Genomic DNA, 24,319 nt, shown 5'->3' with positions numbered 1-24,319 from the left:
CGCCGTCGGAGGTGGGCCCTAGGCTCGACGGATGACTGCTGTGGACCGCGACATCCTCCGCCTCGCGGTGCCGGCACTCGGGGCACTCATCGCGGAACCGCTGTTCCTGCTCGCCGACTCCGCAATGGTCGGCCACCTCGGCGTCGTCCCGCTCGCAGGGCTCGGCGTCGCGAGCGCCGTACTGCAGACCATCATCGGCCTGATGATCTTCCTCGCCTACGCGACGACGCCGGCGGTCGCGAGACGCCTCGGACACGGCGACGAACGCGGCGCCGTGTCCGTCGGCGTCGACGGCCTCTGGCTCTCGCTCGGCCTCGGGGCGGTGATCGCCGCCATCGGCTGGTTCCTCTCGCCCACACTCGTCGGACTGTTCGGCGCATCCGAGGACGTCACCCGCCAGGCCGACGCCTACCTCGGGATCTCGATGCTCGGCATCCCGGCCATGCTCTTCGTGTTCGCAGCGACCGGCCTCCTCCGCGGACTGCAGGACACCAAGACGCCGCTGTACGTCGCCGGGGCCGGCTTCGCAGCCAACATCGCCCTCAACTTCCTCTTCATCTACGGACTCGGCCTCGGGATCGCCGGGTCAGCGGTGGGGACGGTCATCGCGCAGTGGGGCATGGTCGTCGCCTACGTCGTGGTGATCCTGCGGCACGTCGCCCGCACGGGCGCAAGCCTCCGACCGCATCGCGCCGGCATCGGCGGGGCCGCCCGATCCGGCATCTGGCTGTTCTTCCGGACCGCCTGGTTGCGGGTCGCGATGCTGTTGGCCGTGTTCGTCGCGACATCGCTCGGCACCGATGAACTCGCCGGGTTCCAGGTCGTGATGACGCTGTTCGCGACGCTCGCGTTCGCCCTCGACGCTCTCGCGATCGCCGCCCAGGCACTCGTCGGCAAAGGGCTCGGGGGCGGCGATGTCGCCGGTGTGCGCGCCGTCCTCGTCCGATGCCTGCAGTGGGGCGTCGGGTCCGGGATCGTGCTCGGGGCGGTCGTCGCGGCGACGAGCGGTTTCGTCGGCCTGCTGTTCACGAGCGATCCGGCGATCGCCGCGCTCATCCTGCCGAGCGTCATCGTGCTCGCCGTCTCCACGCCACTCGCCGGGTTCGTCTTTGTGCTCGACGGCGTCCTCATCGGTGCGGGCGATGCGCGATACCTGGCGCTGACGGGCCTGCTCAACACGGCCGTCTTCGTCCCGATGGCCCTCGCCGTCCTCACCTGGTCCTCGCCCGATGCCGCTGGTCTCGCCTGGTTGAGCATCGCGTTCCTCTTCGGCTACCTCGGGGCCCGGGCCCTGACCCTCGGCCTCCGAGCCCGCACGACCGCCTGGATGCGCACCGGCGTCTAGCCCCCCCCGCTCCCTCGGCAGCGGAGAGATGGGCTTCCATCAACCGATCGGTTGATGGAGGATCGGTCGGATGGAGGCTACCGGGGCGGGACACCGAGGACGACTATTGGTGGCATGAGCACAACACCCATCGTCGAGGTCAATTGCCTCCGCAAGATCTATGCCGGGAAACCGGCGGTCGACGGCGTCAGCTTCGACATCCAGGCGGGTGAGACGTTCGCCCTCCTCGGCCCGAACGGCGCCGGCAAGAGCACCACGATCGAGATCCTCGAGGGCTACCGCAGCCGCGACGGCGGCGACGTCCGCGTCCTCGGCGTCGACCCGGCGCACGGCGGGCTCGCGTGGAAGGCACAGCTCGGTATCGTCCTGCAGTCCAGCGCGGAAGCGGCCAACGTCACCGTCCGCGAACAACTCACCCAGTTCGCCCGCTACTACGCGCACCCTCGCGGCGTCGACGAGGTCATCGAAGCCGTCGGCCTCACCGCGAAGGCGGGCACCCGCATCGGCAAACTGTCCGGCGGTCAACGACGACGGGTCGATGTGGCGCTCGGCGTCATCGGCCGACCCAAACTCCTCTTCCTGGACGAACCGACCACGGGCTTCGACCCCGAAGCGCGCCGCCAGTTCTGGGACCTCATCCGCGACCTCAAACACCACGGCACCGCGATCCTCCTCACCACCCACTACCTCGACGAGGCAGCCCAACTCGCCGACCGGGCCGGTGTCATCACCGGCGGACGGCTCGTCGAGATCGGGGCCGTCGACGAGATCGGCGGGCCCGATGCGCGGGTGCCGGTGGTCCGATGGCGCGACGCCGCCGGACTGCACGAGGAACGGACCACGGAACCCGCGTTGCGCGTGGCCGAGCTGGTCCGCCAGGCGGGCGGGGAACCGCGCGACCTCGAAGTGATCCGGCCGAGCTTGGAGGACGTGTACCTCGGGCTGGTGGCGCGGGTGGGGGTGGGCCCTTCGACAGGCTCAGGGACCGGGGAATCGACGCCCGGGGTGGGCCCTTCGACAAGCTCAGGGACCGGGGCCGCGGGCTCAGGGACCGGGGAGTCGACGTCCGGGGCGGGCCCTTCGACAAGCTCAGGGACCGGCGCTTCGACCAGCACGACTCCGACGAACGCACCGACCACGGGAGCACGATCATGACCACGACCCGCCCATCGGCATCGACTCCCCGCGGCGACGCGCTCGTGCCTGCGCTCCCGCCCGGCCGCACGATCTCGCTCGGCATCAGCCGCATCGCCTACGAGACCCGGATCTACTTCCGCTCCGGCGACCAGGTCTTCTTCACCTTCCTCTTCCCGGTCGTGATGCTGGCGATCTTCTCCACCGCGTTCAGCGCGGTCGGCAAGGTCGGCGCTGCGCCGGACGGCAGCGGCGGCATCAGCCAGGCCGCCTACTATCTGCCGGGGATGATCGCCGCCGGCATCCTCCTGTCCGGCGTCCAGAACCTCGCGACCGACATCGCCACGGAGAAGAGCGACGGCACCCTCAAACGCCTCGGCGGCAGCCCGCTCCCCGTCTTCAGCTACTTCCTCGGGAAGATGGGACAGGTCTTCGTGACCTCGATCCTGCAGATCGCGCTGCTGCTGCTCGTCGCGCACTTCGCGTTCGACGTCGCCCTGCCGACCGAACCCGACAAGTGGCTGACGTTCGCGTGGATCTACCTGCTGAGCATCGTGACATCGGCGGTCCTCGGCATCGCCCTCTCCTCGTTGCCCCGCAGCGGCAAGAGTGCGACGGCGGTGGTGATCCCGATCGTCCTCGTGCTGCAGTTCATCTCAGGCGTGTACCTGTCGTTCACGATGCTGCCGACCTGGCTGCAGAACGTGGCGAGCATCTTCCCGCTCAAGTGGATCGCGCAGGGCATGCGATCGGTGTTCCTCCCGGAGACGTTCGCCGCCCAGGAGCAGAACGGCGTCTGGGATCTCGGTTGGGTCGCCCTGATCCTCGCCGTCTGGTGCGTCCTCGGCCTCGTCCTCTGCCGCGTCACCTTCCGCTGGATCCGCCGCCAGTAGCCCATCCACCATCGCTCAGCCCGCGAGGGGTCGCAAACGGCTAGTCGGACGGGGTCTGGACTAGCCAGATGCGACCCCTCGCGGGCTGGGGGCGGGAGAATGGGGCGGAGAGGATGGGAGGAGGGAACGACATGGGCGACTTGGACGGACGACGGTGGTGGGACATCGCATTCGGCGCGACATCGCTCGTCGTCGGAGTGATCGTCTGGCTGAGCGAAGCGGACGATGCCGGCGGCGCCAGCCGGATCGGCGCGTGGGCGGTCCTCCTGATCCTGTGCGCCTGCTACTACAGCTTCGGCCGCCGCCAGCTCGGGCGAGAGACGGCCGGTCTGCTGTTCCAGACCATTCTCATCGTCGGTGTCGCGATCGGCGCCGCCTTCTCCCCCAACATGCTCACGATGCAGGTCGTGATGATCCCGCTCCTCTGGGTCCTCACGCGCAACACCCGCACCGCCGTGATCCTCAACGTCGTGAGCGCCATCGCGCTCGGGATCGGGTTCGCCGTCGGCATCGGCGTGCAGGGGTCGGAGGGGGTCCTCGCCCAGGCCGCGTTCATCCAGGGCATCAGCCTCGTGTTCAGCATCGCGCTCGGGCTGTGGATCTCACGCATCCACGAGTACGCCTTCGAACGCGCCCGTCTCCTGCAACAGCTGCAGGACGCCCAGGCCGAGACCGAACGGGCGAGCCGCGATGCCGGCGCAGCCTCCGAACGCGAACGGATGGCCCGCGACATCCACGACACGATCGCGCAGAGCCTCACGAGCGTCGTGATGCTCGCGCAGCGGGCCAGGGCCGAGTCGCCGATGGTCGCGGACGACACGATCGACCTCATCGAGACGACGGCCAGGGAGGCGCTCGGGGAAGCCAGAGCCCTCGTCGCGACGAACGCCGGATTCCCCGCCTCGGACACCAGCCTGCACGACAGTCTGCAGCGGCTGGCGTCCCGATTCGAGCGGGAGACGGGTGTTGTCGTGCGCCTCGATGCGACCACCGCTCAGCTCCCACGCGCGCTCGAAGTCGTCCTGCTGCGATGCGCGCAGGAGGGGCTTGCGAACGTGCGGAAGCATGCGGGTGCGCGGTCGGTCGAGCTGGGGTTGCGGGTTGCGCGGAGCGGGGGCGATGCCGTGCTGGGCGGGGGCGATGCTGTGCTGAGCGGCGATGGCGATCCCGCGTTGAGCGACGGGGCGATGCCCGCAGATGCGCCCGAGATCAGTCTGACCGTCTGCGACGACGGCGTCGGCTTCCCAGCGGACGGCACCGTCCGCGAACGCGGGTTCGGCATCGACGGCATGCAGAGCCGCGTGGAGCTCCTCGGCGGGCGGGTCACCACGGCGAATCGGGAGGGCGGAGGCGCGATGCTGCGCGTCAGCGTGCCGGTCCCGACCGCGGCCACGCCACCCGCCGCGACTCCGACGCGGGATCCGGCGAGCGCCGCGAACGCTCCCGCTCCCGCCGACCCCAGACTCAGCCCCGCGGTCGCCGATCTGCTCCGCGCCGCGCGCACACCAGCGGCATCGTCCCACCCGTCGAACCCGGATCCGGAGCACCCCTCACGATGACCGACACCACCAACCCAGCTCCGGCCCAGTCAGCGTCGGCCCAGCCGGTAGCACGGCCGTCAGACTCCGGCCGGCCAGCATCAGCCCGGCCAGCATCGGCCCATCCCGAATCGGCGCATCCGTCCCAGATCCGCGTCGTCGTCGCCGACGACCACCCGATCGTGCGGGGCGGCATCGTCGGTCTGCTCGGGCGGGCCGACGACATCGACGTGATCGCGGAGGCCTCCGACGGCGCTGAAGCCGTCCGTCTCGCGGCCGAGTTCCGCCCGGACCTCGTGCTCATGGACCTCCGGATGCCGCACCTTTCCGGCGCAGAGGCGACGGCCCGCATCATCGAGACCGTGCCGGAGGTGCGGGTCCTCATCCTCACGACGTATGAGACCGATGACGACATCCTCGGTGCGATCGAGGCCGGCGCGAGCGGCTACCTGCTGAAGGCGGCGCCGCAGGAGGAGATCCTCGCCGGCATCCGGTCGGTGGTCGGGGGCCGGACGGTGCTGGCTCCGGAGATCGCGGCGAAACTCGTCGACCGCATGCGGGCGGGTGCTGCGGCGTCGGCTGCGGCAGCATCGGCTCCGGCCCGCCCGGTCCTGAGCGCGCGCGAGCTGGAGGTGCTGCGTCTCGTCGCCGCCGGCAACAGCAACGCCCGCATCGCGAAGTCCCTCTTCATCTCCGAGGCGACGGTGAAGACGCACCTCCTCCACGTCTTCGAGAAGCTCACCGTCAACGATCGCACCCGGGCGGTCACCCTCGCCCTGGAACTCAACCTCCTCTAGCCCCTCCCTCTTCCTCTGCCGAGGGGTCACAAACTGCGGGTCCTCAACGCGAACACCCGCAGTTTGCGACCCCTCGGCAGAGGAGAACGGTCAGGGGCGCGGGAGGAGGTATTCGAGGGCGGCGATCGACAGTGCCGCGATGCCGGTGTCGAGGGTCGGGCGGATGAGCGGGGCGAACTTCGAGGAGTGGTTGCCCGGGATGTCCTGCTCCATCCGACCGGACGCGAACGCCTCAGCGAACGCGACGGGATCTGCCCCGCCCAGAATCCAGTACACGAGGGGTGCGCCGGCCGCCGTCGACAGGTTGCCGACATCCTCACTGCCTGTGACGAGGCCCGGGTCGAGCACCCGCTGCGCACCGAACGCGTCCACGAACGCGCCTGTGACCGTCGCCGTCGCCTCCGGATCGTTCACGAGCACCGGGTAGGACTCGATCGACACGATCTCCGGATCCTTGGGCGCACCGGACGCCAGCGCCTCGGCGCGCACGATCCGCTCGATCGAGCCGATGACGCGGTCGCGCACGTGGCTCTCGTAGCTGCGGATGCTGAGACCCAGCGTCGCCGTGTCCGGGATGATGTTGCTCTTCGTGCCAGAGTGCAGCGTGCCGACGCTCACCACGGCGGTATCGGTCCCGGCGACCTCGCGCGAGACGATCGTCTGCAGCCGCATGACGGTCGCGGCGGCCATCACGATCGGGTCGACGGTCGACTGCGGGCGCGAACCGTGCCCGCCCTGGCCGTACAGCGTGACCTCGAGCGCATCCGCCGCAGCGAACGACGGCCCGGAGTGCGTGCCGACGACACCTGCCGGCAACGGACCGACGTGCTGGCCGAGCACGATGTCGGGGGTCGGGATGCGGCCGTACAGACCGTCATCGACCATCTCCTGTGCGCCGCCGCCGTGCTCCTCGGCCGGCTGGAACAGGACGACGAGCGTGCCGGACCAGGTGTCGCGGGTCTCGACGAGGAGCCTCGCAGCGCCGATCAGGCACGTGACGTGCACGTCGTGGCCGCACGCGTGCATCACGCCGACGTCGTTGCCGTCCGGATCGATGCCGCGGGCCGTGCTCGCGTAGTCGAGGCCGGTCTCCTCCGTGACGGGCAGGCCGTCCATGTCGGCGCGCAGCAGGACGGTCGGGCCATCGCCGTTCTCGAGCACCCCCACAACGCCGGTCCGGCCGATGCCGGTCGTGACCCGGTATCCGAGGGCGCCGATCCGATCGGCCACGATCCCGGCCGTCCGATGCTCCTCGAAGGACAACTCCGGGTTGGCGTGCAGATCGCGGTACAGGTCTTCCACTTCGGAAGCGATCGCGGATGCGCTGGCTGAGACGGACTGGGACGACATTGATCCTCCTTGCGACGGTCCGACCAGCTTAGGCGGGCGCCTCCGTCTGACAGGAGTCCTTCGCGCACAACTCCTTCGAATCGTCGCGCCAGAATCGCCGAACCCCGGAATTCCGCGGCAGCCGGTTCACCGGCGCTCGGGATTGAAGGAGTTATGCGCGATGGGCGGGACGGGGAGGGATCGGAGGAGGGAGGGAAGAGGCGGGCTGAGGCTGGCCGGGTCAGGCCCTGGCTGGCTGAGTCAGGCCCTGGCTAGCCGGGTCAGGCGCGGGCCTCGCGCACCGGCGCAGCCGTCGTGGCACCGCGGTGGAACCGCACACCGAACGACTCCGGCACCGGATCGCCGCCCTCGATCATCTCCACGATCGCCCGGCCGGCAGCGGCACCCTTCTCCCGCGACGGCTGCCACACGGTCGTGAGGTCGTAGTCGAGGCCCTCCACACGGATGCCGTCGAACCCCGTGACGCTCAGCTCGGCCGGAACCGTGATGCCGAGCTCCTCCGCCGCGCGGATCACCCCGGCCGCGAGGAGGTCGCTCTGGGCGATGATCGCGGTCGGCCGGTCGGCGGCATCGACATCGAGCAGGGTGTGTCCGGCGATGCGTCCCTCCTCGAGGGAGCTCCCACCCGTCACGATGCTCACGAGCTGCGGGAAGACATCGCGCGCGCCGGCGAGACGCTCCACCATCGGGACCACCGTCGCCGACGCCTCCCACTCCGGTCTGAGGACGCCACGGACGCGGGACTCGTCGAACTGCAGGGCGACGAGCGCGACATCCCGATGCCCGAGGGATGCCAGATGCTCGGCGACCTCACGCGTTCCACCACGGTTGTCGACGCCGACGTCGGGGACCTTGAGGCCCTCGTGGCCCTCGATCGAGACGACCGGCATGCCTCGGCGGGTGAGCAGCCGGACCGTGTCGTCGAGGAGCGGACTGCAGCCGATGAGCACAACGCCGTCCATTGGAGCTGTGCCGAGGCGGGCGACGCCGTCCTCCGCATCGTTCAGGAGCAGGAGGCCCGCACCGACCGCACCGAGCTCCTCCGCGAGCCCGTCGAGCGTCTGCACCATCACCGGATCGCGGAACGAATCCCGGATGCGACCGCCGACGACGGCGCCGACGATGCCGCTCCTCCCACGGCGCAACGACTGCGCACGCGGGTCCGGCCCCGCGTAATCGAGCTCCGCCGCAGCCTGGAGAACCCGCTCACGCGTCGCATCGGATACCGGCCCTGAGCCGCTGAACGCGAGCGAAGCCGTCGACTGCGAGACGCCGGCGCGCTCGGCGACATCGGCCAATGTCGGGCGAGATGCACGTGATTCCGGGTCCACGATCTGCTAGCTTAGTCGACGTTATCGAATCGATTCGATTCCGGGCCCGGCCCACCATCCAGACTTCGCCCATCGCCCCGCGATTCGACCATCAGGACGACAGTGTCAGAGCACAGCAACACCACCCCGGAGACCGCGACGAGCGGCGGCACGGCAGCGAGCGACGCGTCCACGAACGCCTCCGGTCGCCTGACGACCACCCTCCGCCCCCGCCGCGAACTCGTCGCCTGGCGCAACGCCATCTTCGTGATCTTCGCCCTGAGCGGTCTGAGCATCGCCACCTGGGTCGCCCGCCTCCCCGCCATCCGCGACAGCCTCGGCATCTCGACCGGAGAGATCGGCCTCCTCATCCTCGGCATGTCGATCGGGTCGATCGTGGGCCTCATCGCAGCACCGCCGGTCCTCGGGCGCCTCGGACCACGACGCGGCATGGCGACGTCGCTCAGCATCGTCGCGGCCGGTCTCGTGTTCATCGGCATCGGGTCATCGCTTGTGCCGATGGCCGGCATCGTGCTCATCGGGCTCATCCTGTTCGGCTTCGGCAACGGGAGCGTCGACGTCATGATGAACGTCGAGGGCGCTGCGGCCGAGCACGAACTCGGCAAGACCGTGCTGCCGCTCATGCACGCGTGCTTCAGCTTCGGAACGGTGATCGGGGCCGGGATCGGCGCGGTTGCGGCATCGCTCGCCCTGCCGGTGTTCATCCACGCGATCGTGATGGCCGCCGTCATCGCCGGGACCGCCGTCGTCGCCGTCCGGTACGTGCCGATCCGCGAGCCGCTGGCCGATGAGGCGCACGAGGGTTCCGGTGCCGATGCCGGGTCGGGGTCCGCGGGCCGCGGGAACTGGCGTCAGCGCCTCCTGTCCGGGCTGTCCGTGTGGGCGGACGTCCGCCTCGTCTTCATCGGTGTCATCATGCTCGGGATGGCGTTCGCCGAGGGCAGCGCGAACGACTGGCTGACGATCGCGGTCGTCGACGGACACCTCCAGACGCAGGCCGTCGGGGCGCTCGTGTTCGGGGCGTTCGTGAGCGCGATGACCATCGGCCGTGTTGTCGGCGGGCCGCTCATCGACCGCTTCGGACGCGTCATCGTCCTACAGGTGTCGGCTGGCGCGGCGGTCGTCGGACTGTCGACGTTCATCCTCGCCGAGCCGACCTGGCTGATGATCGCCGGAGCCGTGCTGTGGGGACTGGGATGCTCGCTCGGGTTCCCCGTGGGGATGTCGGCCGCAGCGGACGACCCGCGCCGGGCCGCCGCCCGGGTGAGCGCCGTCGCGATGATCGGCTACTGCGCGTTCCTCGTCGGACCGCCGGCGATCGGGCTGCTCGCCGACCACGTCGGCATCCTGAACGCGTTGTTCGTGGTGCTCGTGCTCATCGTGCTCGCCGGGTTGGCGTCGCCGGCTGCGCGCGAGGCGAGTCGGCGCGTCGCGACGGCCTGATCCGCCGGTCGTCCCGTCCCCCATCGGCGTTCCACAATTCAGGAACTTCCGCACGATTCAGGACGATTCCGGCCCCCGAGCATCGGAATCGTCCTGAATTCCGTCTTTCGTCCTGAATTCTGGAAGTACCCGGGTGCGCAGACTGTTCGCAATTCCGGAACTCTTGGGCGAAAACGGGCGGATTCGGGCGAAAATCGCGGAAATCGTCACTCCTGTCACACGTTTTCCGGAATTGCGGACACACGATGCGATGGGGCGGGCCGAAGCGGGGACGGTAGGCTCAACGAGTGCGTTTGGTGATTGCAGAGTGCTCGGTCGACTACGCGGGACGGCTCAGCGCCCACCTGCCCCTCGCGCGTCGACTCCTGATGGTGAAGAACGACGGCAGCCTGCTCGTCCACTCCGACGGCGGCTCCTACAAGCCGCTCAACTGGATGAGCCCGCCCTGCACGCTCACGATCCTCGAACCGGACGACGACCAGCTCGCCGCCGGGATCACGCAGCTCTGGAAGGTCACCCACAAGAAGACGGGTGACGCGCTCGTCGTGTCCCTGCACGAGGTGCACCACGACAGCGCGCACGACCTCGGGGTCGACCCCGGGCTCCAGAAGGACGGCGTCGAAGCCCACCTGCAGAAGCTGCTCGCGGAGCAGATCGAACTCCTGGGCGATGGCTACCGCCTGATCAGACGCGAATACATGACCGCGATCGGCCCGGTCGACATCCTCGCCACCGACGAGAACGGCGCATCAGTTGCCGTCGAGTTGAAGCGGCGCGGCGACATCGACGGTGTCGAACAGCTGACGCGCTACCTCGAACTGATGAACCGCGATCCGCTGCTCGCACCCGTGCAGGGCGTGTTCGCGGCGCAGGAGATCAAGCCGCAGGCCCGGACGCTCGCGAAGGACCGCGGCATCCGGTGCGTCACGCTCGACTACGACGCGATGCGCGGCCTCGACGACAGCGACTCCCGCCTCTTCTAGCCGGCTGCCCGGCCCGGCCCTGCCCGGCCCTGCCCTGCCCTGCCCTGCCCTGCCCTGCCCTGCCCTGCCCTGCCCTGCCCTGCCCTGCCACCGCATCCTGTTCACAATTTCGGGAAACGTGTGACAGGAGTGACGATTTCGGCGATTTTCGGCCGAAATCGACTGTTTTCGGCCGAGAGTTCCGGAATTGCGAACATGCGTGGCGAACGCCATGCCCGGCAGCGTCGTGACCGTCGTGCCCGCCACTCGGGGTGCGGAATTCAGGATGAAAAGCGCAATTCAGGACGATATGGCGCCGAAACGGACCGGATCGTCCTGAATGCTGCGAATGTTCCTGAATTGTGGAGAGAACGTCGTGGGTGACTGTCAGGGGCGGGAGGGGACGTCAGGGGCAGGAGGTCAGGAGGCGGGAGGTCAGGAGGCGGGACGTCAGGAGGCGGGACGATGGCGCAGCGCGCGACCGGGGAGCGCATCGGTCCGGATGCCGTTCTCGATGACGGGGACGCCCGCGACGAACACCCACGGGATACCGGCCGACTGCTGCCGCGGATCGGCGAACGTCGCCCGATCGGCAACGGTCGACGGATCGAAGAGGACCACGTCCGCAACAGCGCCGACCCGCAGGACGCCTCGATCGACAAGCCCCAACCGCGCGGCCGGCCGCGACGTGAAATGCGCGACCGCGTCCTCCAGCCCGAGCACACCCTCATCGCGGACATAGTGCCCGAGGAACCGCGGGAACGTCCCCCACGACCGCGGATGCGGCTTCGCACCGACCAGGATCCCGTCGCTGCCGCCGGTGTGCCTCGGGTGGTTCATCATGGTGCGGACGTTGGCCTCGTCGCCGACGTGCTGCAGAATGCCCGTCGCCAACCGGTCCTGCTGCAAGATCGCGAAGAACACGCCCGTCGGGTCCCCGACCGGCCAGTCGGCGAGGATCGATGCGGGGATCACCGCCGGCGCCGAGGCACCGACCGAATCGGCGGCCCCAGCCGCGCCAGCCGACTCAGCCGCACCGGTCGACTCGGCCGCGCCGATCGGCCCGGCCCCAGCCACCGCGACACCCTGAACCAGCTCAACCAGCGCAGCCGACTCCGCCACCGTCCGCCCGACGATGCCGGCGAGCGCCGGGTTCTGCACCCCGGAGATCTCGATCGTGGCCCAGTCGGCGACGACGCCGTGGCAGCCATCGGTCCCGGTCACTTCGAGTTCGTGCCGTACCCGCGCCTGCACGCCGGGGTCGCGGAGGCGTTCGAGCGTTGCATCCGGGCCGCCCGTCGCCACCCAGCTGGGCAGCAGCGCCGACAGCGTCGTGGACCCGGGGAGGTAGGGGTAGGTGTCGAAGGTGATGTCGATGCCGTCGGCCGCGGCGTCGTCGATGAGCCGCACGAGTTCCGCGGCGCGGCCGGCGTTCTCGCCGAAGTTCATGGTCGCGTGGGTGAGGTGCAGCGCCGCCCCGGACAGGCGACTCACCTCGACCATCTCCGCGTACGCGTCGAGCGCGCCCCGCCCGTACGAGCGCTGGTGCGGCGCGAAGAAGCCGCCGTGCTCCGCGACCGTCTCGCACAGGGCGACGAGCTCGGCGGTGTCGGCGAACATCCCCGGCACGTAGGTGAGGCCGGACGACATCCCGAACGCGCCCTCGCGCATCCCGTCGGCGACGAGCGTGCGCATCCGCTCGATCTCCTCCGGCGTCGCCCGGCGGTCCTCCGTGCCGACGACCGCCATCCGCACACTCCCCTGCGGGACGAGGTAGGCGACATTCACGGCCGCACCACGGTCGACGAGATCCAGGTACTCGCCGATGCTCCGCCACAAGAAGTCGACATCGTCAGGGGACCCGTTCCACCCGGTGATCTGTCGGCGGATGATCGCCATCGTCTCGTCGGTCGTCGGCGCGTAGGACAGGCCGTCCTGACCGAGGACCTCGGTCGTGATCCCCTGGGAGACCTTCGCGAGGTGGTCCGAATCGCGCAGGACGGCGAGGTCGGAGTGCGCGTGCATGTCGATGAACCCCGGTGCGATGGCGAGCCCGGCCGCCTCGATCACCCGAGCGTCAGCGGCAACGTCAGTGGGGACGTCGATCCGCCCGCCCATCGCGACGATGCGCCCACCGTCCAGGAGGACGTCGCCCACGATGCTCGGCGCGCCCGTGCCGTCGATGATGCGGGCGTCGCGGATGAGCACCGGGGGCGTGGTCATCGGGACTGGACCGATGCTACTGGGAGCGCAGATCCGCCCGGAGCCGACTTGTCCGGAGCAGACCCGCCCAGCGCAGATCCACCCAGCGCCGCCGCCGTGAATTCGGCCGCGGCAGCCCTGATCCCGGCCCAGTCGGCCGCGGCGACCGCAGCAGCCCCCACAACGCTCGATCCGGCGGTGACCGCCGCGGCGCCGGCATCGATGTACTCCCGCGCGTTGCCGGCGTGCAGCCCGCCGGACGGGACGAGCCGCACGTCCGGGAACGGTCCGCGCAGATCCTTGAGGAACCCGGAGCCCATCGTGCCGGCCGGGAACACCTTGACGGCGTCGGAGCCGAGGTCGAGGGCGCGCATGAGCTCACTCGGCGTCATCGCCCCGAGGAGGAAGGGGATGCCCGCGGCCGTCGCGACCTCGGCGACCGCCTCGCTCAGACCGGGGGTGACGAGGAACTGTGCGCCGGCGTCGATCGCGCGCTTCGCAGTGTCGGCGTCGGTCACGGTCCCCGCGCCGATGACGGCCCCGTGCTCAGCTGCGCCGTCGGCCGCAGCCCGGATGAGGGCTTCGACGCCCGGTGTGGTGAAGGTGAACTCGACGCTGCGGATCCCGCCGTCGGCGAGCGCCCGGCAGAGCTCGACCGGGCTGAGGATCGTCGGCACCCGCACCACGGCGATCGCCCGATCCTCGTACAGCGCGCTCAACGTCATGGTGTCTCCTGGTTCTGGTTCGCGAACTGGCAGTCGTGGCTGGTCTGGTGTGCTGAGAACAGCCACGAGTGACAGTTCGCGGGCGGTTTGGGGGTGGTTGGCGGGGCGGGAGGGGAAGGGCGGGGGCGGAAGGGAAGGGAAGCGGGCGGGAAGGGGAGCGGGCGGGAAGCGGCGGCGGCTAGCCGAAGGTGGTGGTGAGGACGTCGACGGCGGACGGACGGTCGAGACGCACGTCGTCGATCACGATGAGGGCCCGCCACTTGTCGAAGGTGGTGCACGGGTGCGAGAGGCCCAGACGCAGGACGTCGCCGACCTGCAGCTCGCTGTCGGCGGGGATCGACACGAAGGTGTGCTGGTCGTTCATCGCCGTGGCGGTCGCGCCGGTGAACGGCTCGACCGTCTCCGCGCCGTACCGGCGCACTCCCTGGACCTCCGGCAGCCCCTCGTCGAACGGGAAGTCGCGCTTGCCGCCGTCGACCAGTGCAAGGCCTGCCTCCGGACGGGACACGACGGTCGCCCAGCCGTGGATCGCGGAACGGAAGTCGTTCGAGACGGGCACGTCGGCATCGGGACCGACGTCGCCAGCACCAGCAGCACCGAGCGAACCCCCACCGAGCGCGGCCCCCAGCTCACGACCGAGCGGTGTGATGCCGCGGTAGAAGCCGTCGTCGTGGGTGATGTAGGCGCCGGACCGGAGGAGCACGTCGGTCGGACGTCCGCGCACGCCATCGAGGTCGCGACGCGGCGCGAGCACCTCGGCGACGACGTCGAAGTAGGCGCTGCCGCCGGCCGTCACGATGATGGTCGACACCCGCTCGTCGTACGCCGACGAGGCTCGCAGCGCGTCATCCAGCGCACCGAGCGCAACGAGGTAGTCGCGCACGACCTGCAACGACGCATCGTCGCCGTGGTGGGCGAGTGCGCCCTCGTACCCCGCGACGCCCGCGAGCGCGAGCGACGGGGACGCCTCGATGGCACGGGCGATGTCGAGGGCCGCGTCGTGCGTGCGCGCCCCGGTCCGCCCACCGGGGGCGCCCAGTTCGACGAGCACGTGGAGCGGACGGGTCTCAATGCCGTCGCCGAGCACCTCGGTCATGATCTCGACGGCACGGATGCTGTCGGCCCACACGACGATCTCGGTGTCGCCGGACGCGAGCGCACGGGCGACGAGTCGCAGGTACTCCGGCTGCACGAGCGCGTTCGCGAGCATGATGCGCTGGATGCCCCAGTCGAGCGCCACGCTCAGCTGCCACGGCGTGGCGACGGTGATCCCCCACGCGCCGGCATCGAGTTGTCGCTGCCAGAGTGCGCGGTTCATCGTCGTCTTCCCGTGGGGTGCGATGCCGACACCGGCGGCTGCGCACCATCGGCGCATCGTCTCGACGTTGTCGGTGACGGCGGCGCGGTCGACCGTGACGAGAGGCGTGGTGAAGGAGGAGAGGAGCGGGGCCGATGCGAGGAAGTCGCCGGCGTCGACGTGGAACGCGGCGGGCGGGAATCCCTTGAGCGCGCCGTCCGTGACGCCGAGCGTTGCAGCGTCGAATGCGTCAGTTGCCTCGGTCATGATCTCCTCAGATGGCGAGCGTTGCACTATTCGCAACGACGGTTGCGCTGAATGCTACCCCTGTTCTAGCATCGTGTGCAGGGGGCGTCAACCCGACCCGCACCCCGGAGCACGCGCCTCCGCAGCGCACGAACCACAGAACGACAGGTGATGACAGTGACGTCCGGACACTCGACGTCCCAGCACCCGACGTCCGCGCAGCCGACAGCCCCGGCAGCCCAGGCAGCCCCGGCAGCGCCCGCCGCTCCGACCGCCCCGACAACCCCCGTCACGGTCAGCACGATCGGCGAGGCCATGGTCGTCCTCCTCCCCGAGTCGCAGCGTCCACTCGCCGAGACCCGCCGCTTCGACACCGCGATCGGCGGCGCCGAGTTCAACGTCGCCTCCAGCGTGGCACGACTCGGGGTGCCTGCGCACTGGTTGTCGCGGCTCGGCGACGACGGATTCGGTGAGTACGTGCTCGACGTCGCGACCGCCGCCGGGGTGCTCACCGACGCCGTCGAACTCGACCCGACGCGCTCCACCGGCCTCTACATCAAGGAGACGGTGACGGCGGAGGACGGCTCCCGGGCGCCGCGCATGCACTACTACCGGAGCGGATCGGCCGCCTCTGCCATCGACACCGCGTACTTCCGCCGGCCGGAATCGAGCGCCGTGTTCGCTGCCTCCGGCATCGTCCACACCTCCGGCATCACCGCCGCGCTCTCCCCCGACACGGCCGCAGCGATCGCCGATGTGCGCGCACACCTCACCACGGGCGCCGTGCTGAGCGTCGACCTCAACTACCGGCCGCGGCTCTGGGCCGGGCGCACGACCGAACCGTTGCGCCGCCTCATCGAACAGGCCGACATCCTCTTCCTGGGCGTCGACGAGGCGGAGGGCTTCTTCGGGCACGCCGATGCCGCCCGCCTGTTCGCGGAGTTCCCCCGGCTCGTGCGCATCGTGTTCAAGAACGATGCGATCTCCGCCGTGACGGCGCACCGGGCCGATGCTGGAGCTGGAGCTGGAGACGGGACTGGAGCTGGGACCGGGGCCGGAACGCCCATCGCCGTCACCTCGTGCGACGTCCCGTGCCTCACGGTCGACGTCGTCGAGACGGTCGGAGCCGGGGACGCCTTCGCAGCCGGGTACCTCGTGGGCCTCGCCACAGGACTCGACGACACCTCGTGCACGCGCATCGGCCACGCGACCGCCGCGAGCACCCTCATCTGCCACGGCGACCGCCCGGATGTCGTGCCGACACCAGTAGAGCTGCGCCGGATCATCGATGCGACGCCGGCAGAGTGGTCCGGATGGAGCGTCGCGCCGGGCCGCCGACTCCCCTGGGCCGACACCGCTGCACCCGAGCCGGCTGCGGCCGTGCAGACGTCAACGGCGCAGAGGACAACGACGCAGAGGACAATGGGCGCATGAGCCAGTCCCTCTCCCGCGCCCTCGACCTCCTCCGCGAGATCGTCTCGGGCAACAACTCCCTCGACGGCATGTCCCAGGTGATCGGCGTGCACAAGACGACCGTGCTGCGCCTGCTCAACACACTCGAAGAGCACGGCTTCGTCACGCGCGACGGCGCGTTCCGGTACCACCTCGGGCGGGCGATGTTCGACCTCACCCAGACGGCGCTGGAAGACCAGGACGTCCGCAACGTCGCATCATCGCACCTGCGAGCCCTCGGCAACGCCACCGGCCAGACCGTGCACCTCGCAGCGTACGACGACGGCGCGGTGTTCTACATCGACAAGGTCGAATCCAGGCAGCCGTTGCGGATGTACTCGCGTGTCGGACTGCCGGCGTCGCTCTACGCGACCGGTGTCGCGAAGGTCCTGCTCGGCGGGCTCGACCCGGTCGAGCGTCGCCGCATCGTGGACGGGATCACCTTCGAGGCGTACACCGAGAAGACGATCGTCACGGCCGAGGGGCTGCTCGCCGAGATCGAACGATCCACGGAACGCGGGTGGGCTGAGGACCACGAGGAGCACGAGAGCTTTATGAACTGTGTCGCGGCGCCCGTGTTCGGGCCGGACGGGCGGATCGCCGCCGCCGTCTCGATCTCCGTCCCGACGGCCGTCCTGCCGCACAGCGGTGTGCGCGCACTGTTGCCGCAGTTGCTGGAGGCGACGGCTGCGATCTCCGCCGATCTCGGCTATTCGCCGGGTCCGGCTGTGGCCCTTCGACAAGCTCAGGGACCGGACACGGACCTCGGTCACACCGGTCACTGAGCCTGCCGAAATGCCCCTTCGACAAGCTCAGGGACCGCGTACACCGGTCACTGAGCGTGTCGAAGTGCCCACCGACCCCACCACCACCGGTCACTGAGCTTGTCGAAGTGCCCACCACCCAAACGTCCCGAAAGGACCCCATGTCAGAACGCATCGCCATCTCGACGACCGACGCCCCGGCACCCGCCCACACCTTCTCCCAGGGTGTCCGCAAGGGCTCGTTCGTCCAGGTCTCAGGCCAGGGCCCCGTCGACCCGGCGACGAACGAATACCTCTTCCCCGGCGATGTCGCGGCGCAGACCACGCGCACGCTGCAGAACGTGGAGGCCATCCTGAAGGCCGGCGGCGCGACCTTCGACGACGTCATGATGCTGCGCGTCTACCTCACGAAGCGTGAGGACTTCCCGATCATGAACGACGCGTACGGCGAGTTCGTCTCCGCGCGCATCACGTCCGGCGTCCTGCCGTCGCGCACCACGGTGTTCACCGGCCTGCCCCGCGAGGAGATGCTCGTCGAGATCGACGCCATCGCCATCGTCGACTAGTCGGCCCGTCCACGCCGCAACGCCGCCGCCCTCACGGGTCGGCGGCGTTGTGCGTTAACGGCCGCGAGGTGAGGCGGATCGTCGTCCGGATTGTTCCGGAGTGACGATCCGCCTCACCTCGCGGGTCAGCGACGCCCGTCGCTAGGCGGTGCGGCGACGGTGCCAGAGGCCCAGGCCGAGCAGCAGCGTTCCGAGCGCGGCCAGGCCGCCACCGAGCGCCCACGGGAGCATCGCATCGACACCCGTGCTCGTGAGGCCGCCGCGCGGCGGGATCGGCGTCGGACCGAACTCGTTCACGACCGTGATGAGCACGGCGCCGTCGACGAACTCGACGTCGGACGACTCGTCGGCGACGACGTCACCGGCGGCGACCCGCTCGACGTGCTCGCCACCATCGACGGCACCCTCTCCGCCTTCGCCGCCGTCACCCGGCACATCGACCGGGGCCGGGAGCACCGTGACCTGACCGACGTGACGGTCACCCGTGTTCGGCGTGATGGTCGTGCGCACGGCACCACCGTTGTTCGTCTCGGCGAGCGAGCAGTCGGCGCCGATGGGCAGCTGCTCGTACCGCGTCGTGAGGCCGGTGGCCTTCGACAGGGTCCGCTCCGCACCATCCGGGATCGCGACCTGGACGCTCTCGCCGTCGACATCCGCCGAGCAGGTCAGGACGACCGTGAACACCTTGTCGGCATTGTCCGCGGCGCCGGCACCCGTGATCTCCTTCGTGACGAGGATCGCTCCGACGTCGAAGGTGTTCACGAGCGAGATGGTCACCGTCGCACCGACACCGACCGTGAGGTCGATGCCCTCGACCGCATCGCCGGAGACCGGCGCCTCGGCGGCCAACGGCGCGAACGTCTCGGGCAGCGGCGTGTGGACGGCCGTCACCGTGGACGATGTCGCACCGCCCGTGAGGGACTCGCTCACGTTGCAGAGCGCGCGGGCCGGCAGGCCCTCGTAGTCGGCCTGGTAGCCGTTCTCCGCCGTGAGGGCGCGCGTCGCGCCACCGGGGACGTCGAAGGCGACCTGTTCGCCGTCGATGTCGCGGACACAGCTGAGCAGGACCTCGAACGGACCGGCGCCGTACAGTGCGGCACCGTCACCGACGATCTCCTTCTCGACGTGCAGCGCACCGAGCTGGAAGCCGTTGCGGATGGTGACCTCGGCCGTTCCGCCGTCGGTCACCGTCACGGTGTCCTCCGACACGGTCGTCCAGTCCGCGCCGCCGTTGCGCGTCTCGGTGATCTCACACGTCGCACCGGATGCGATGTGGTCGATCGTCGCGACGAGCGGCTCGTCCCCACCGAGGACGAGGTCCCCGTCCCAGACGGTGCGCGTGCCGGTCGGGTCGACGAGCGTGCAGGTGGCGTGGACCGTGAACGGTCCCTGCCCGTATGCTGCCGCACCGTCGCCCATGACCTCCTTGGTGATCTGCACCGAGCCGTCCGCGAAGACGTTGCCGAAGGTCGTCGCGTTGGTCACGTCGCCCTCGTCGCCGTTCGCGGCGAGACCGATCGTCGCCGTGGTGCCGGCGACCGCTTCGGTGGAGTTCTCACCGGTCACGGTGGCGACCGTCGTGGAGACGGCGCCCTTCGTGTCCGTCTCGGTGACGACGCACTCCGCGCGGGCCGGGAGCCCCGTGAGCGTGACGCTGTCGCCATCGGCGATCGTCAGGTCCATCGGCTTCTCGGCCGAGTACCCGTCGGCGTAGACCGCCGCGCCGAGGAAGGTGCAGCTCACACCGAACCCGAACGGACCGTAGGAGATCGGCGTCCCGTCGGCGTCGACGGCGGTCGAGGTGACCGCCTTCGAGAGCGTCAGGCCCGCGAGCGAGTACGTGTTCGTCAGGGTGATGACGGGCACGTCCTGCGTACCGGACACGATCGTGACCGTGTTCGCGTCGGCCGATGTCTGACCGTTGTCATCCTCGGCGACGGTGCACTCGGAGCCCCACGGCAGGTCGGGAACCGTCACAGGCGTTCCGTCCGCGTTGAGCGTGACGGTGACCGGCGGGAGTTCGACCCCGGCGGAGACACAGGTCACAGCGGCCGTGAACGACGCAGGCGCGTACCGCTCGACACCGTCGCCCTCGAGCGCCTTGACGACCTGCAGCGGACCGGTCGCGAGGATCACGCCGACCTTGTTGCCCTCGACGACCGGCGTCTTGCCGACCGTGTTGCCGTTGACGGTCCGACCGGCGACGGCGACCGTGTTCCAGGCCACCGTGTCCGGTCCGGCCGTCGGGGAGACGGCCGGCGACGTCGTGGTCAGATCGATCTTGACCACACCGGCAGGCTGCAACGGCGTCGCGAAGTCGACCACGAACTTCAGGCCGAGGACCGTCTTCGGGTCCACGGTCCCCTTCGGGTCCCACACGTTCCAACGGCCGGGGGCACACCCTGGGCCGGTGGTGTCGAGATCGGTCGTGCACGGCTGCGCATCGGTCGTGTAGTACGTCGTGAGCGTCGAGCCCTGCGGAGCACCGGCCAGCACGGCCGTGCCCTGGAACGTCGTCGCGAACTGCGAACCACGCGGCAGCGAGGTGCTCGAGCCGGTGTCGCCGACAGCCGGGAGCTTGTCGATGGCGACGAGACGGTTCATCCCGAGCGTTCCCGTGTTGGTGAACGCCATCCGCCAGATCTCGTCCTTGCCGGGCTTCGTCACGGGGACGCAGCCTCCACGCCAGAACCCGTCCTCATCGGCGGCACAGATGTTCGGGCCGCCGACCGACTTGTTGCCGAGCTCGGGGTCGACGGCCTTGACCGTCTTCACCGGGCGGATGGCGCCGGCCAGCAGCACGGACACGATCGTGTCGGTGCGGCACTCGCCAGTGGCCGCGTCGAGCTTGCCTGGGCGGCCGCCGGTGACGCCGGTGCAGGCATCCCACGCGCGGTCACCCGTCACACCGAACGAGTTCGTGACCTGCAGGTTCGCGATCAGGCCCGGGCGGAACATGAGCTGGATGGAGACCTTGTAGGTCTGACCGACCTCGAGCACGCTCCCCTTCGGGAAGGTGAAGGAGATCTTGTCGGCGCTCGAGTTGACCGTCGCGGTGACGTCGGCGACCGCGGTCGGGAGCTGCGTACCGTTCGGCACGATCGGAGCGGCGCCCGTGATCGAGTACGAGTACGGCGACGACGTCAGCTCGGTCGTCGGGTCGAAGATGAGCTGCGGCCCGCCTGCGTCCCGCGGGAGCACATCGGTGATGACCGGGTTCATGATCGGGGTGTTGCCGGTGTTGGTGACCGACAGCCCGTAGGTGAAGGTCTTGCCAGGCGACTGCACACCCGTCGGCGTCTTCTGCACGGCGACCGAGTTCGTCGAGTGGGTGTACTTGACGATCGCTTCCGCGTCGTCCGTCGCCGTGAGCGGGTCGGACGTGCCGCCCGAGTTCAGCGCACCGGTGACGTCGGCGACGACACGGTTCGTGAACTGGCCGGGAGCCTCCTCACCCGGGGCGGCGGTGTTGCCGGCGAGCGTCGAGGGGACCTCTCCGCCCGAGCGCAGTTCGAGGCGGCGCTGGACCGAGATCGAGACGCTCTGCGTCGGCGTGGCCGGGTTCTCCCAGAACGCACCGTCTCCACGGGTGAAGGTGTAGCGGACGCCCTGGACGTCAGCCGCCTGGACACCGTCCGGGATGGGCTTGGCGTTGAACTGCGCAGCCGTCTGCACGGTGCCGTTCACCCAGCGACCACCCGATGCGACACAGTCGAGCGTGACATCGTCGAAGGAACGATCGACGCACACGTCGACCTGCACCCGGTTGATGGGTGCGGTGAGCGTGAGCTGACCGGACATCCCGACAGCGTCGTACGCGTTCCAGAACGTGCCGGAGTCATCGGTCAGGACCATCTTCGCGGTCCGGACGCTGCCACCCGGCTGACCGGAGATCGTCATCGCGATCGGGGCGCGGTTCGGCTCCTGCTGCGACGCCTGGTTGAACGTCTTGGACGCGGTGACCGAGATCGATGCGTCCTCAAGCCGGATCGAGGCGTCATCGTTCGCCGTCGGGGTGTCGTCGGCGTTGCCGCCGAGGTCGGCGACGGTGGCCGTCGTGTCGTTGGAGACCTGCGGGAAGTCGGCCTTCGTGACGGGCACGTCGTCGGATCCGCGGACCGTTGCACGCAGACGGAGGTCGAGGGTGATCTCCGTCTTCGCGCCGGCTGCGATGCGGCCGGTGTGCGTCACCGCGATCGACACGACGTCCGCGAGTTCGGACTCGGAGAGCCCCAGCGCTGCGGAGAGCGGCAGGTTGCGCTCGGTGCCGTCCGCGAGGCCGAGCACAACGGCGGAGGACTTCGCACCGTCAGGGACCGTCACGCCGAAGATCTGCTTCAGGTTGAACACCTGGAACGGGTTCGACGTCGGCAGGCCGTTCGCATCGGTGCCGGGGTCGGACACACTCAGCGTATCGACCTTGGCGGCCGTCACGTTGGTGGCGACGATCGAGACGCGACCGGACGGGTAGGAGGCGTTCGGTGTGCCGACCGGCGGGATGCCGATGGGACCGCCGGCCCAGCCCTTCGAGACCTGCACGTTGAGCGGGACGTCGATGATCGTCGCGGTGTCCGCATCGGTGTCGGTCACGACCGGGGCGCCGTCGGCGTCGAAGCCGGTCGCGCGCGCCGTGTTGACGACATCGCCCGGGTGACCCGCGCTGTTGTACTCACGGCTGCCGAGGGCCGGGTCCGGGTTCGTCACCGGGACACGGACGGCGTCGCGCACGGCGAAGTCGAGGATGAAGGAACGGTCGTTGCCGATCGAGCGGGCGACGCCGGTGCCCGGCTGCGGGGCGGTCGGATCGTCACCGATCGTCGTCTCGCGGTTGGCGCTCTCGGCGAAGACGAGGCGGACGCCGACCGTGTTGACCTGCTCGTCGTCGGTGAGCGTGACACCGGGGAAGGTGCCGTCGCAGCGGTTCGGGCACGGGTCGTTCGTCGCCGTGACCCACTTCGAGCCGTTGTACAGCTCGACGCGCAGCACCCGGTCGTACTTCAACCACGGGTCGTCGGTCGCGGAGATGGCGCGGACGCCGACGAGGTCGAACGCGTTGAACACGGTCTGGTCGACCGGGGTCGTCGCCGGGTCCTCGGTGTCCGAGACGACGACCGTGTCGAGGTTGCCGTAGCCGCCCGTCGACCAGTTGATCTGTGCGGGGAGGACGTCGCCGGAACGGGCGATGACCGTCTTGCCGGTCCCCTCGCCGCTCTCCAGCCAGGTCTTCGTGATGAGGTCGCCCGTGCCGGGCTCGGTCGGGATGAGCTCGATCGTCGGGCAGGGTGCTGCCGTCACGGCCGATGCCGGGTCGATGTTCGGGGCCGTCGCGCCGGAGGACGCGCAGTTCTCGATGATGTTCGACGGGTCGCCCTTCGGACCGCCGATGGCGCTGCCGTCGTTGCGGTGGCCTGGACGGAGCTCAGCACCGAAGTTCGGCTGCACCTTCGTGCCAGGGGCGAAGCCCAGCTCGGAGGTGAAGGTGAACTGCAGGCCCTTGATCTGGTCGCGCAGCTGCGCGGGGATCTTCATCGAGAAGACCTTCGCGCCAGCGATGTCGACCGCGCCGGGCAGGTTCACGAGCTTCTCGCCGTCCCAGTACTGGACGGTCAGCGAGGAGCCTGCCGGGATGGCCGTCTGCGTGATGCTCGTCGCGTTGAACGAGTTCCACCACGGGTCCGTGTCCGGGTCGACGGGGAACGACTGCGGGTCGCTCACCGTGATCGTCTTCGCGTTGGTGGTCGAACCAGCGGACTCGCTGTCCGCGGGGAAGGGCAGCAGTTGGGCCGGGAGCTGCACCGTCACCGGCTGGCCGGGGATGGCGAGGATGGCGGCGGGGCTGATCTTCTTGCCGACCTGCACGGCGAGGTGCTTGTCGTGCACGGTCAGCTTGTCGTTCGCCTGCGCCTTGCCGCTTGTGCCGTCAGCTGACGTCGCCTTGCCCTCGACCGTGTTGTCCCACACGAACGGGGTCGGTGCGATGTCGCGGTCGGAGACGACGGTGAACGGGACGCGCGCCTCTGCGCCGGCGGCGATCTGACCCTCGTAGGTCACGGAGAACCGGGCGACCTCGCGGGTCGGGTCCGGTGCGGGGAGCGTGTCGACGTCACCGGCGGCGACCGTCTCGGTCGTGCCGTCCCGGTAGGTCCAGGTGACCGTGGCGCTCGTCGCGCCGGCCGGCCACATCACCCGGTCGGTGAACGCGTCGAAGGAGATGCCGGCCGGGATGGCGGACGCCGCAGGGTCTGCCGGGTCCGTGATCGCCGGCTCGGTGAGC

Annotated in this window: 16 protein-coding genes; 10 read left to right on the top strand and 6 right to left on the bottom strand. The window is 69.8% G+C overall.

Going from position 1 to position 24,319, the window contains the following annotated elements:
- The first annotated feature begins 31 nt into the window (after window positions 1-31).
- The 5 genes from ACL9RL_RS08375 to ACL9RL_RS08355 all read left to right on the top strand — a co-directional run bounded on the left by ACL9RL_RS08375 (window position 32) and on the right by ACL9RL_RS08355 (window position 5,707).
- Window positions 32-1,345, top strand: a complete 1,314-nt coding sequence (locus ACL9RL_RS08375) for an MATE family efflux transporter (RefSeq protein ID WP_422779770.1) — start codon at window positions 32-34, stop codon at window positions 1,343-1,345.
- A gap of 114 nt (window positions 1,346-1,459) precedes the next feature.
- Window positions 1,460-2,500 (top strand): ABC transporter ATP-binding protein, encoded by a 1,041-nt coding sequence (locus ACL9RL_RS08370; protein ID WP_422779769.1) that lies wholly within the window; start codon window positions 1,460-1,462, stop codon window positions 2,498-2,500.
- On the top strand, window positions 2,497-3,372 hold the full coding sequence (locus ACL9RL_RS08365; protein ID WP_422779768.1) for an ABC transporter permease: 876 nt from the start codon (window positions 2,497-2,499) through the stop codon (window positions 3,370-3,372). The genes ACL9RL_RS08370 and ACL9RL_RS08365 overlap by 4 nt, the downstream gene beginning before the upstream one ends.
- 131 nt (window positions 3,373-3,503) lie before the next feature.
- Window positions 3,504-4,931 carry a sensor histidine kinase gene (locus tag ACL9RL_RS08360; RefSeq protein WP_422779767.1) on the top strand — a complete coding sequence of 476 codons (1,428 nt, stop codon included), beginning with the start codon at window positions 3,504-3,506 and terminating at the stop codon, window positions 4,929-4,931.
- Window positions 4,928-5,707, top strand: a complete 780-nt coding sequence (locus tag ACL9RL_RS08355; protein ID WP_422779766.1) for a response regulator — start codon at window positions 4,928-4,930, stop codon at window positions 5,705-5,707. Before ACL9RL_RS08360 ends, ACL9RL_RS08355 begins: the two co-directional genes overlap by 4 nt.
- A gap of 90 nt (window positions 5,708-5,797) precedes the next feature.
- Here the strand turns inward: ACL9RL_RS08355 and ACL9RL_RS08350 are convergent, their stop codons facing one another.
- Both ACL9RL_RS08350 and ACL9RL_RS08345 read right to left on the bottom strand, forming a co-directional pair.
- Window positions 5,798-7,057 carry an amidohydrolase gene (locus tag ACL9RL_RS08350; RefSeq protein WP_422779765.1) on the bottom strand — a complete coding sequence of 420 codons (1,260 nt, stop codon included), beginning with the start codon at window positions 7,055-7,057 and terminating at the stop codon, window positions 5,798-5,800.
- Window positions 7,058-7,317: 260 nt separating this feature from the next.
- Window positions 7,318-8,388 carry a LacI family DNA-binding transcriptional regulator gene (locus ACL9RL_RS08345; RefSeq protein WP_422779764.1) on the bottom strand — a complete coding sequence of 357 codons (1,071 nt, stop codon included), beginning with the start codon at window positions 8,386-8,388 and terminating at the stop codon, window positions 7,318-7,320.
- A gap of 102 nt (window positions 8,389-8,490) precedes the next feature.
- Between ACL9RL_RS08345 and ACL9RL_RS08340 the strand changes: the two genes are divergently transcribed.
- The gene (locus ACL9RL_RS08340) at window positions 8,491-9,831 is read left to right on the top strand and encodes an MFS transporter (protein ID WP_422779763.1); all 1,341 of its coding nucleotides are present in this window, start codon (window positions 8,491-8,493) and stop codon (window positions 9,829-9,831) included.
- A gap of 287 nt (window positions 9,832-10,118) precedes the next feature.
- A complete protein-coding gene (gene nucS, locus ACL9RL_RS08335; RefSeq protein WP_422779762.1) occupies window positions 10,119-10,814 on the top strand; it encodes an endonuclease NucS in 696 nt (231 codons plus the stop codon).
- A 429-nt stretch (window positions 10,815-11,243) separates the two neighbouring features.
- Here the strand turns inward: nucS and ACL9RL_RS08330 are convergent, their stop codons facing one another.
- The 3 genes from ACL9RL_RS08330 to ACL9RL_RS08320 form a co-directional block, all read right to left on the bottom strand.
- Window positions 11,244-13,016 carry an N-acyl-D-amino-acid deacylase family protein gene (locus tag ACL9RL_RS08330; RefSeq protein WP_422779761.1) on the bottom strand — a complete coding sequence of 591 codons (1,773 nt, stop codon included), beginning with the start codon at window positions 13,014-13,016 and terminating at the stop codon, window positions 11,244-11,246.
- Window positions 13,013-13,720 carry a bifunctional 4-hydroxy-2-oxoglutarate aldolase/2-dehydro-3-deoxy-phosphogluconate aldolase gene (locus ACL9RL_RS08325; protein ID WP_422779760.1) on the bottom strand — a complete coding sequence of 236 codons (708 nt, stop codon included), beginning with the start codon at window positions 13,718-13,720 and terminating at the stop codon, window positions 13,013-13,015. The genes ACL9RL_RS08330 and ACL9RL_RS08325 overlap by 4 nt, the downstream gene beginning before the upstream one ends.
- 178 nt (window positions 13,721-13,898) lie before the next feature.
- On the bottom strand, window positions 13,899-15,284 hold the full coding sequence (locus tag ACL9RL_RS08320) for an amino acid deaminase (RefSeq protein ID WP_422779759.1): 1,386 nt from the start codon (window positions 15,282-15,284) through the stop codon (window positions 13,899-13,901).
- Between the two features lie 156 nt (window positions 15,285-15,440).
- Here ACL9RL_RS08320 and ACL9RL_RS08315 point away from each other — a divergent pair, with 156 nt between their 5' ends.
- From ACL9RL_RS08315 to ACL9RL_RS08305, 3 genes are all read left to right on the top strand, one after another.
- Window positions 15,441-16,697 (top strand): sugar kinase, encoded by a 1,257-nt coding sequence (locus tag ACL9RL_RS08315; protein ID WP_422779758.1) that lies wholly within the window; start codon window positions 15,441-15,443, stop codon window positions 16,695-16,697.
- A complete protein-coding gene (locus ACL9RL_RS08310; RefSeq protein WP_422779757.1) occupies window positions 16,694-17,500 on the top strand; it encodes an IclR family transcriptional regulator in 807 nt (268 codons plus the stop codon). Before ACL9RL_RS08315 ends, ACL9RL_RS08310 begins: the two co-directional genes overlap by 4 nt.
- 140 nt (window positions 17,501-17,640) lie before the next feature.
- On the top strand, window positions 17,641-18,045 hold the full coding sequence (locus ACL9RL_RS08305; RefSeq protein ID WP_422779756.1) for a RidA family protein: 405 nt from the start codon (window positions 17,641-17,643) through the stop codon (window positions 18,043-18,045).
- 141 nt (window positions 18,046-18,186) lie between these two features.
- Here ACL9RL_RS08305 and ACL9RL_RS08300 read toward each other — a convergent pair whose 3' ends face one another.
- A complete protein-coding gene (locus tag ACL9RL_RS08300) occupies window positions 18,187-21,846 on the bottom strand; it encodes a DUF5979 domain-containing protein (protein ID WP_422779854.1) in 3,660 nt (1,219 codons plus the stop codon).
- Window positions 21,847-24,319: the final 2,473 nt, after the last annotated feature.

The organism is Plantibacter sp. Mn2098 (assembly GCF_049319745.1).
Taxonomy (GTDB): Bacteria; Actinomycetota; Actinomycetes; order Actinomycetales; family Microbacteriaceae; genus Plantibacter.
Note: the sequence above shows the minus strand (reverse complement) of the source record. Positions and strands in the feature narration are given on the sequence as shown.

Bases quoted from the DNA above. Each gene is read 5' to 3' on its own strand.
- ACL9RL_RS08350 (WP_422779765.1), bottom strand. From the start codon at position 7,057: ATGTCGTCCCAGTCCGTCTCAGCCAGCGCATCCGCGATCGCTTCCGAA.
- ACL9RL_RS08310 (WP_422779757.1), top strand. From the start codon at position 16,694: ATGAGCCAGTCCCTCTCCCGCGCCCTCGACCTCCTCCGCGAGATCGTC.
- ACL9RL_RS08360 (WP_422779767.1), top strand. From the start codon at position 3,504: ATGGGCGACTTGGACGGACGACGGTGGTGGGACATCGCATTCGGCGCG.
- ACL9RL_RS08305 (WP_422779756.1), top strand. From the start codon at position 17,641: ATGTCAGAACGCATCGCCATCTCGACGACCGACGCCCCGGCACCCGCC.
- ACL9RL_RS08375 (WP_422779770.1), top strand. From the start codon at position 32: ATGACTGCTGTGGACCGCGACATCCTCCGCCTCGCGGTGCCGGCACTC.
- ACL9RL_RS08325 (WP_422779760.1), bottom strand. From the start codon at position 13,720: ATGACGTTGAGCGCGCTGTACGAGGATCGGGCGATCGCCGTGGTGCGG.
- ACL9RL_RS08355 (WP_422779766.1), top strand. From the start codon at position 4,928: ATGACCGACACCACCAACCCAGCTCCGGCCCAGTCAGCGTCGGCCCAG.
- ACL9RL_RS08300 (WP_422779854.1), bottom strand. From the start codon at position 21,846: ATGTCCGGTCAGCTCACGCTCACCGCACCCATCAACCGGGTGCAGGTC.
- ACL9RL_RS08330 (WP_422779761.1), bottom strand. From the start codon at position 13,016: ATGACCACGCCCCCGGTGCTCATCCGCGACGCCCGCATCATCGACGGC.
- ACL9RL_RS08370 (WP_422779769.1), top strand. From the start codon at position 1,460: ATGAGCACAACACCCATCGTCGAGGTCAATTGCCTCCGCAAGATCTAT.
- ACL9RL_RS08365 (WP_422779768.1), top strand. From the start codon at position 2,497: ATGACCACGACCCGCCCATCGGCATCGACTCCCCGCGGCGACGCGCTC.
- ACL9RL_RS08320 (WP_422779759.1), bottom strand. From the start codon at position 15,284: ATGACCGAGGCAACTGACGCATTCGACGCTGCAACGCTCGGCGTCACG.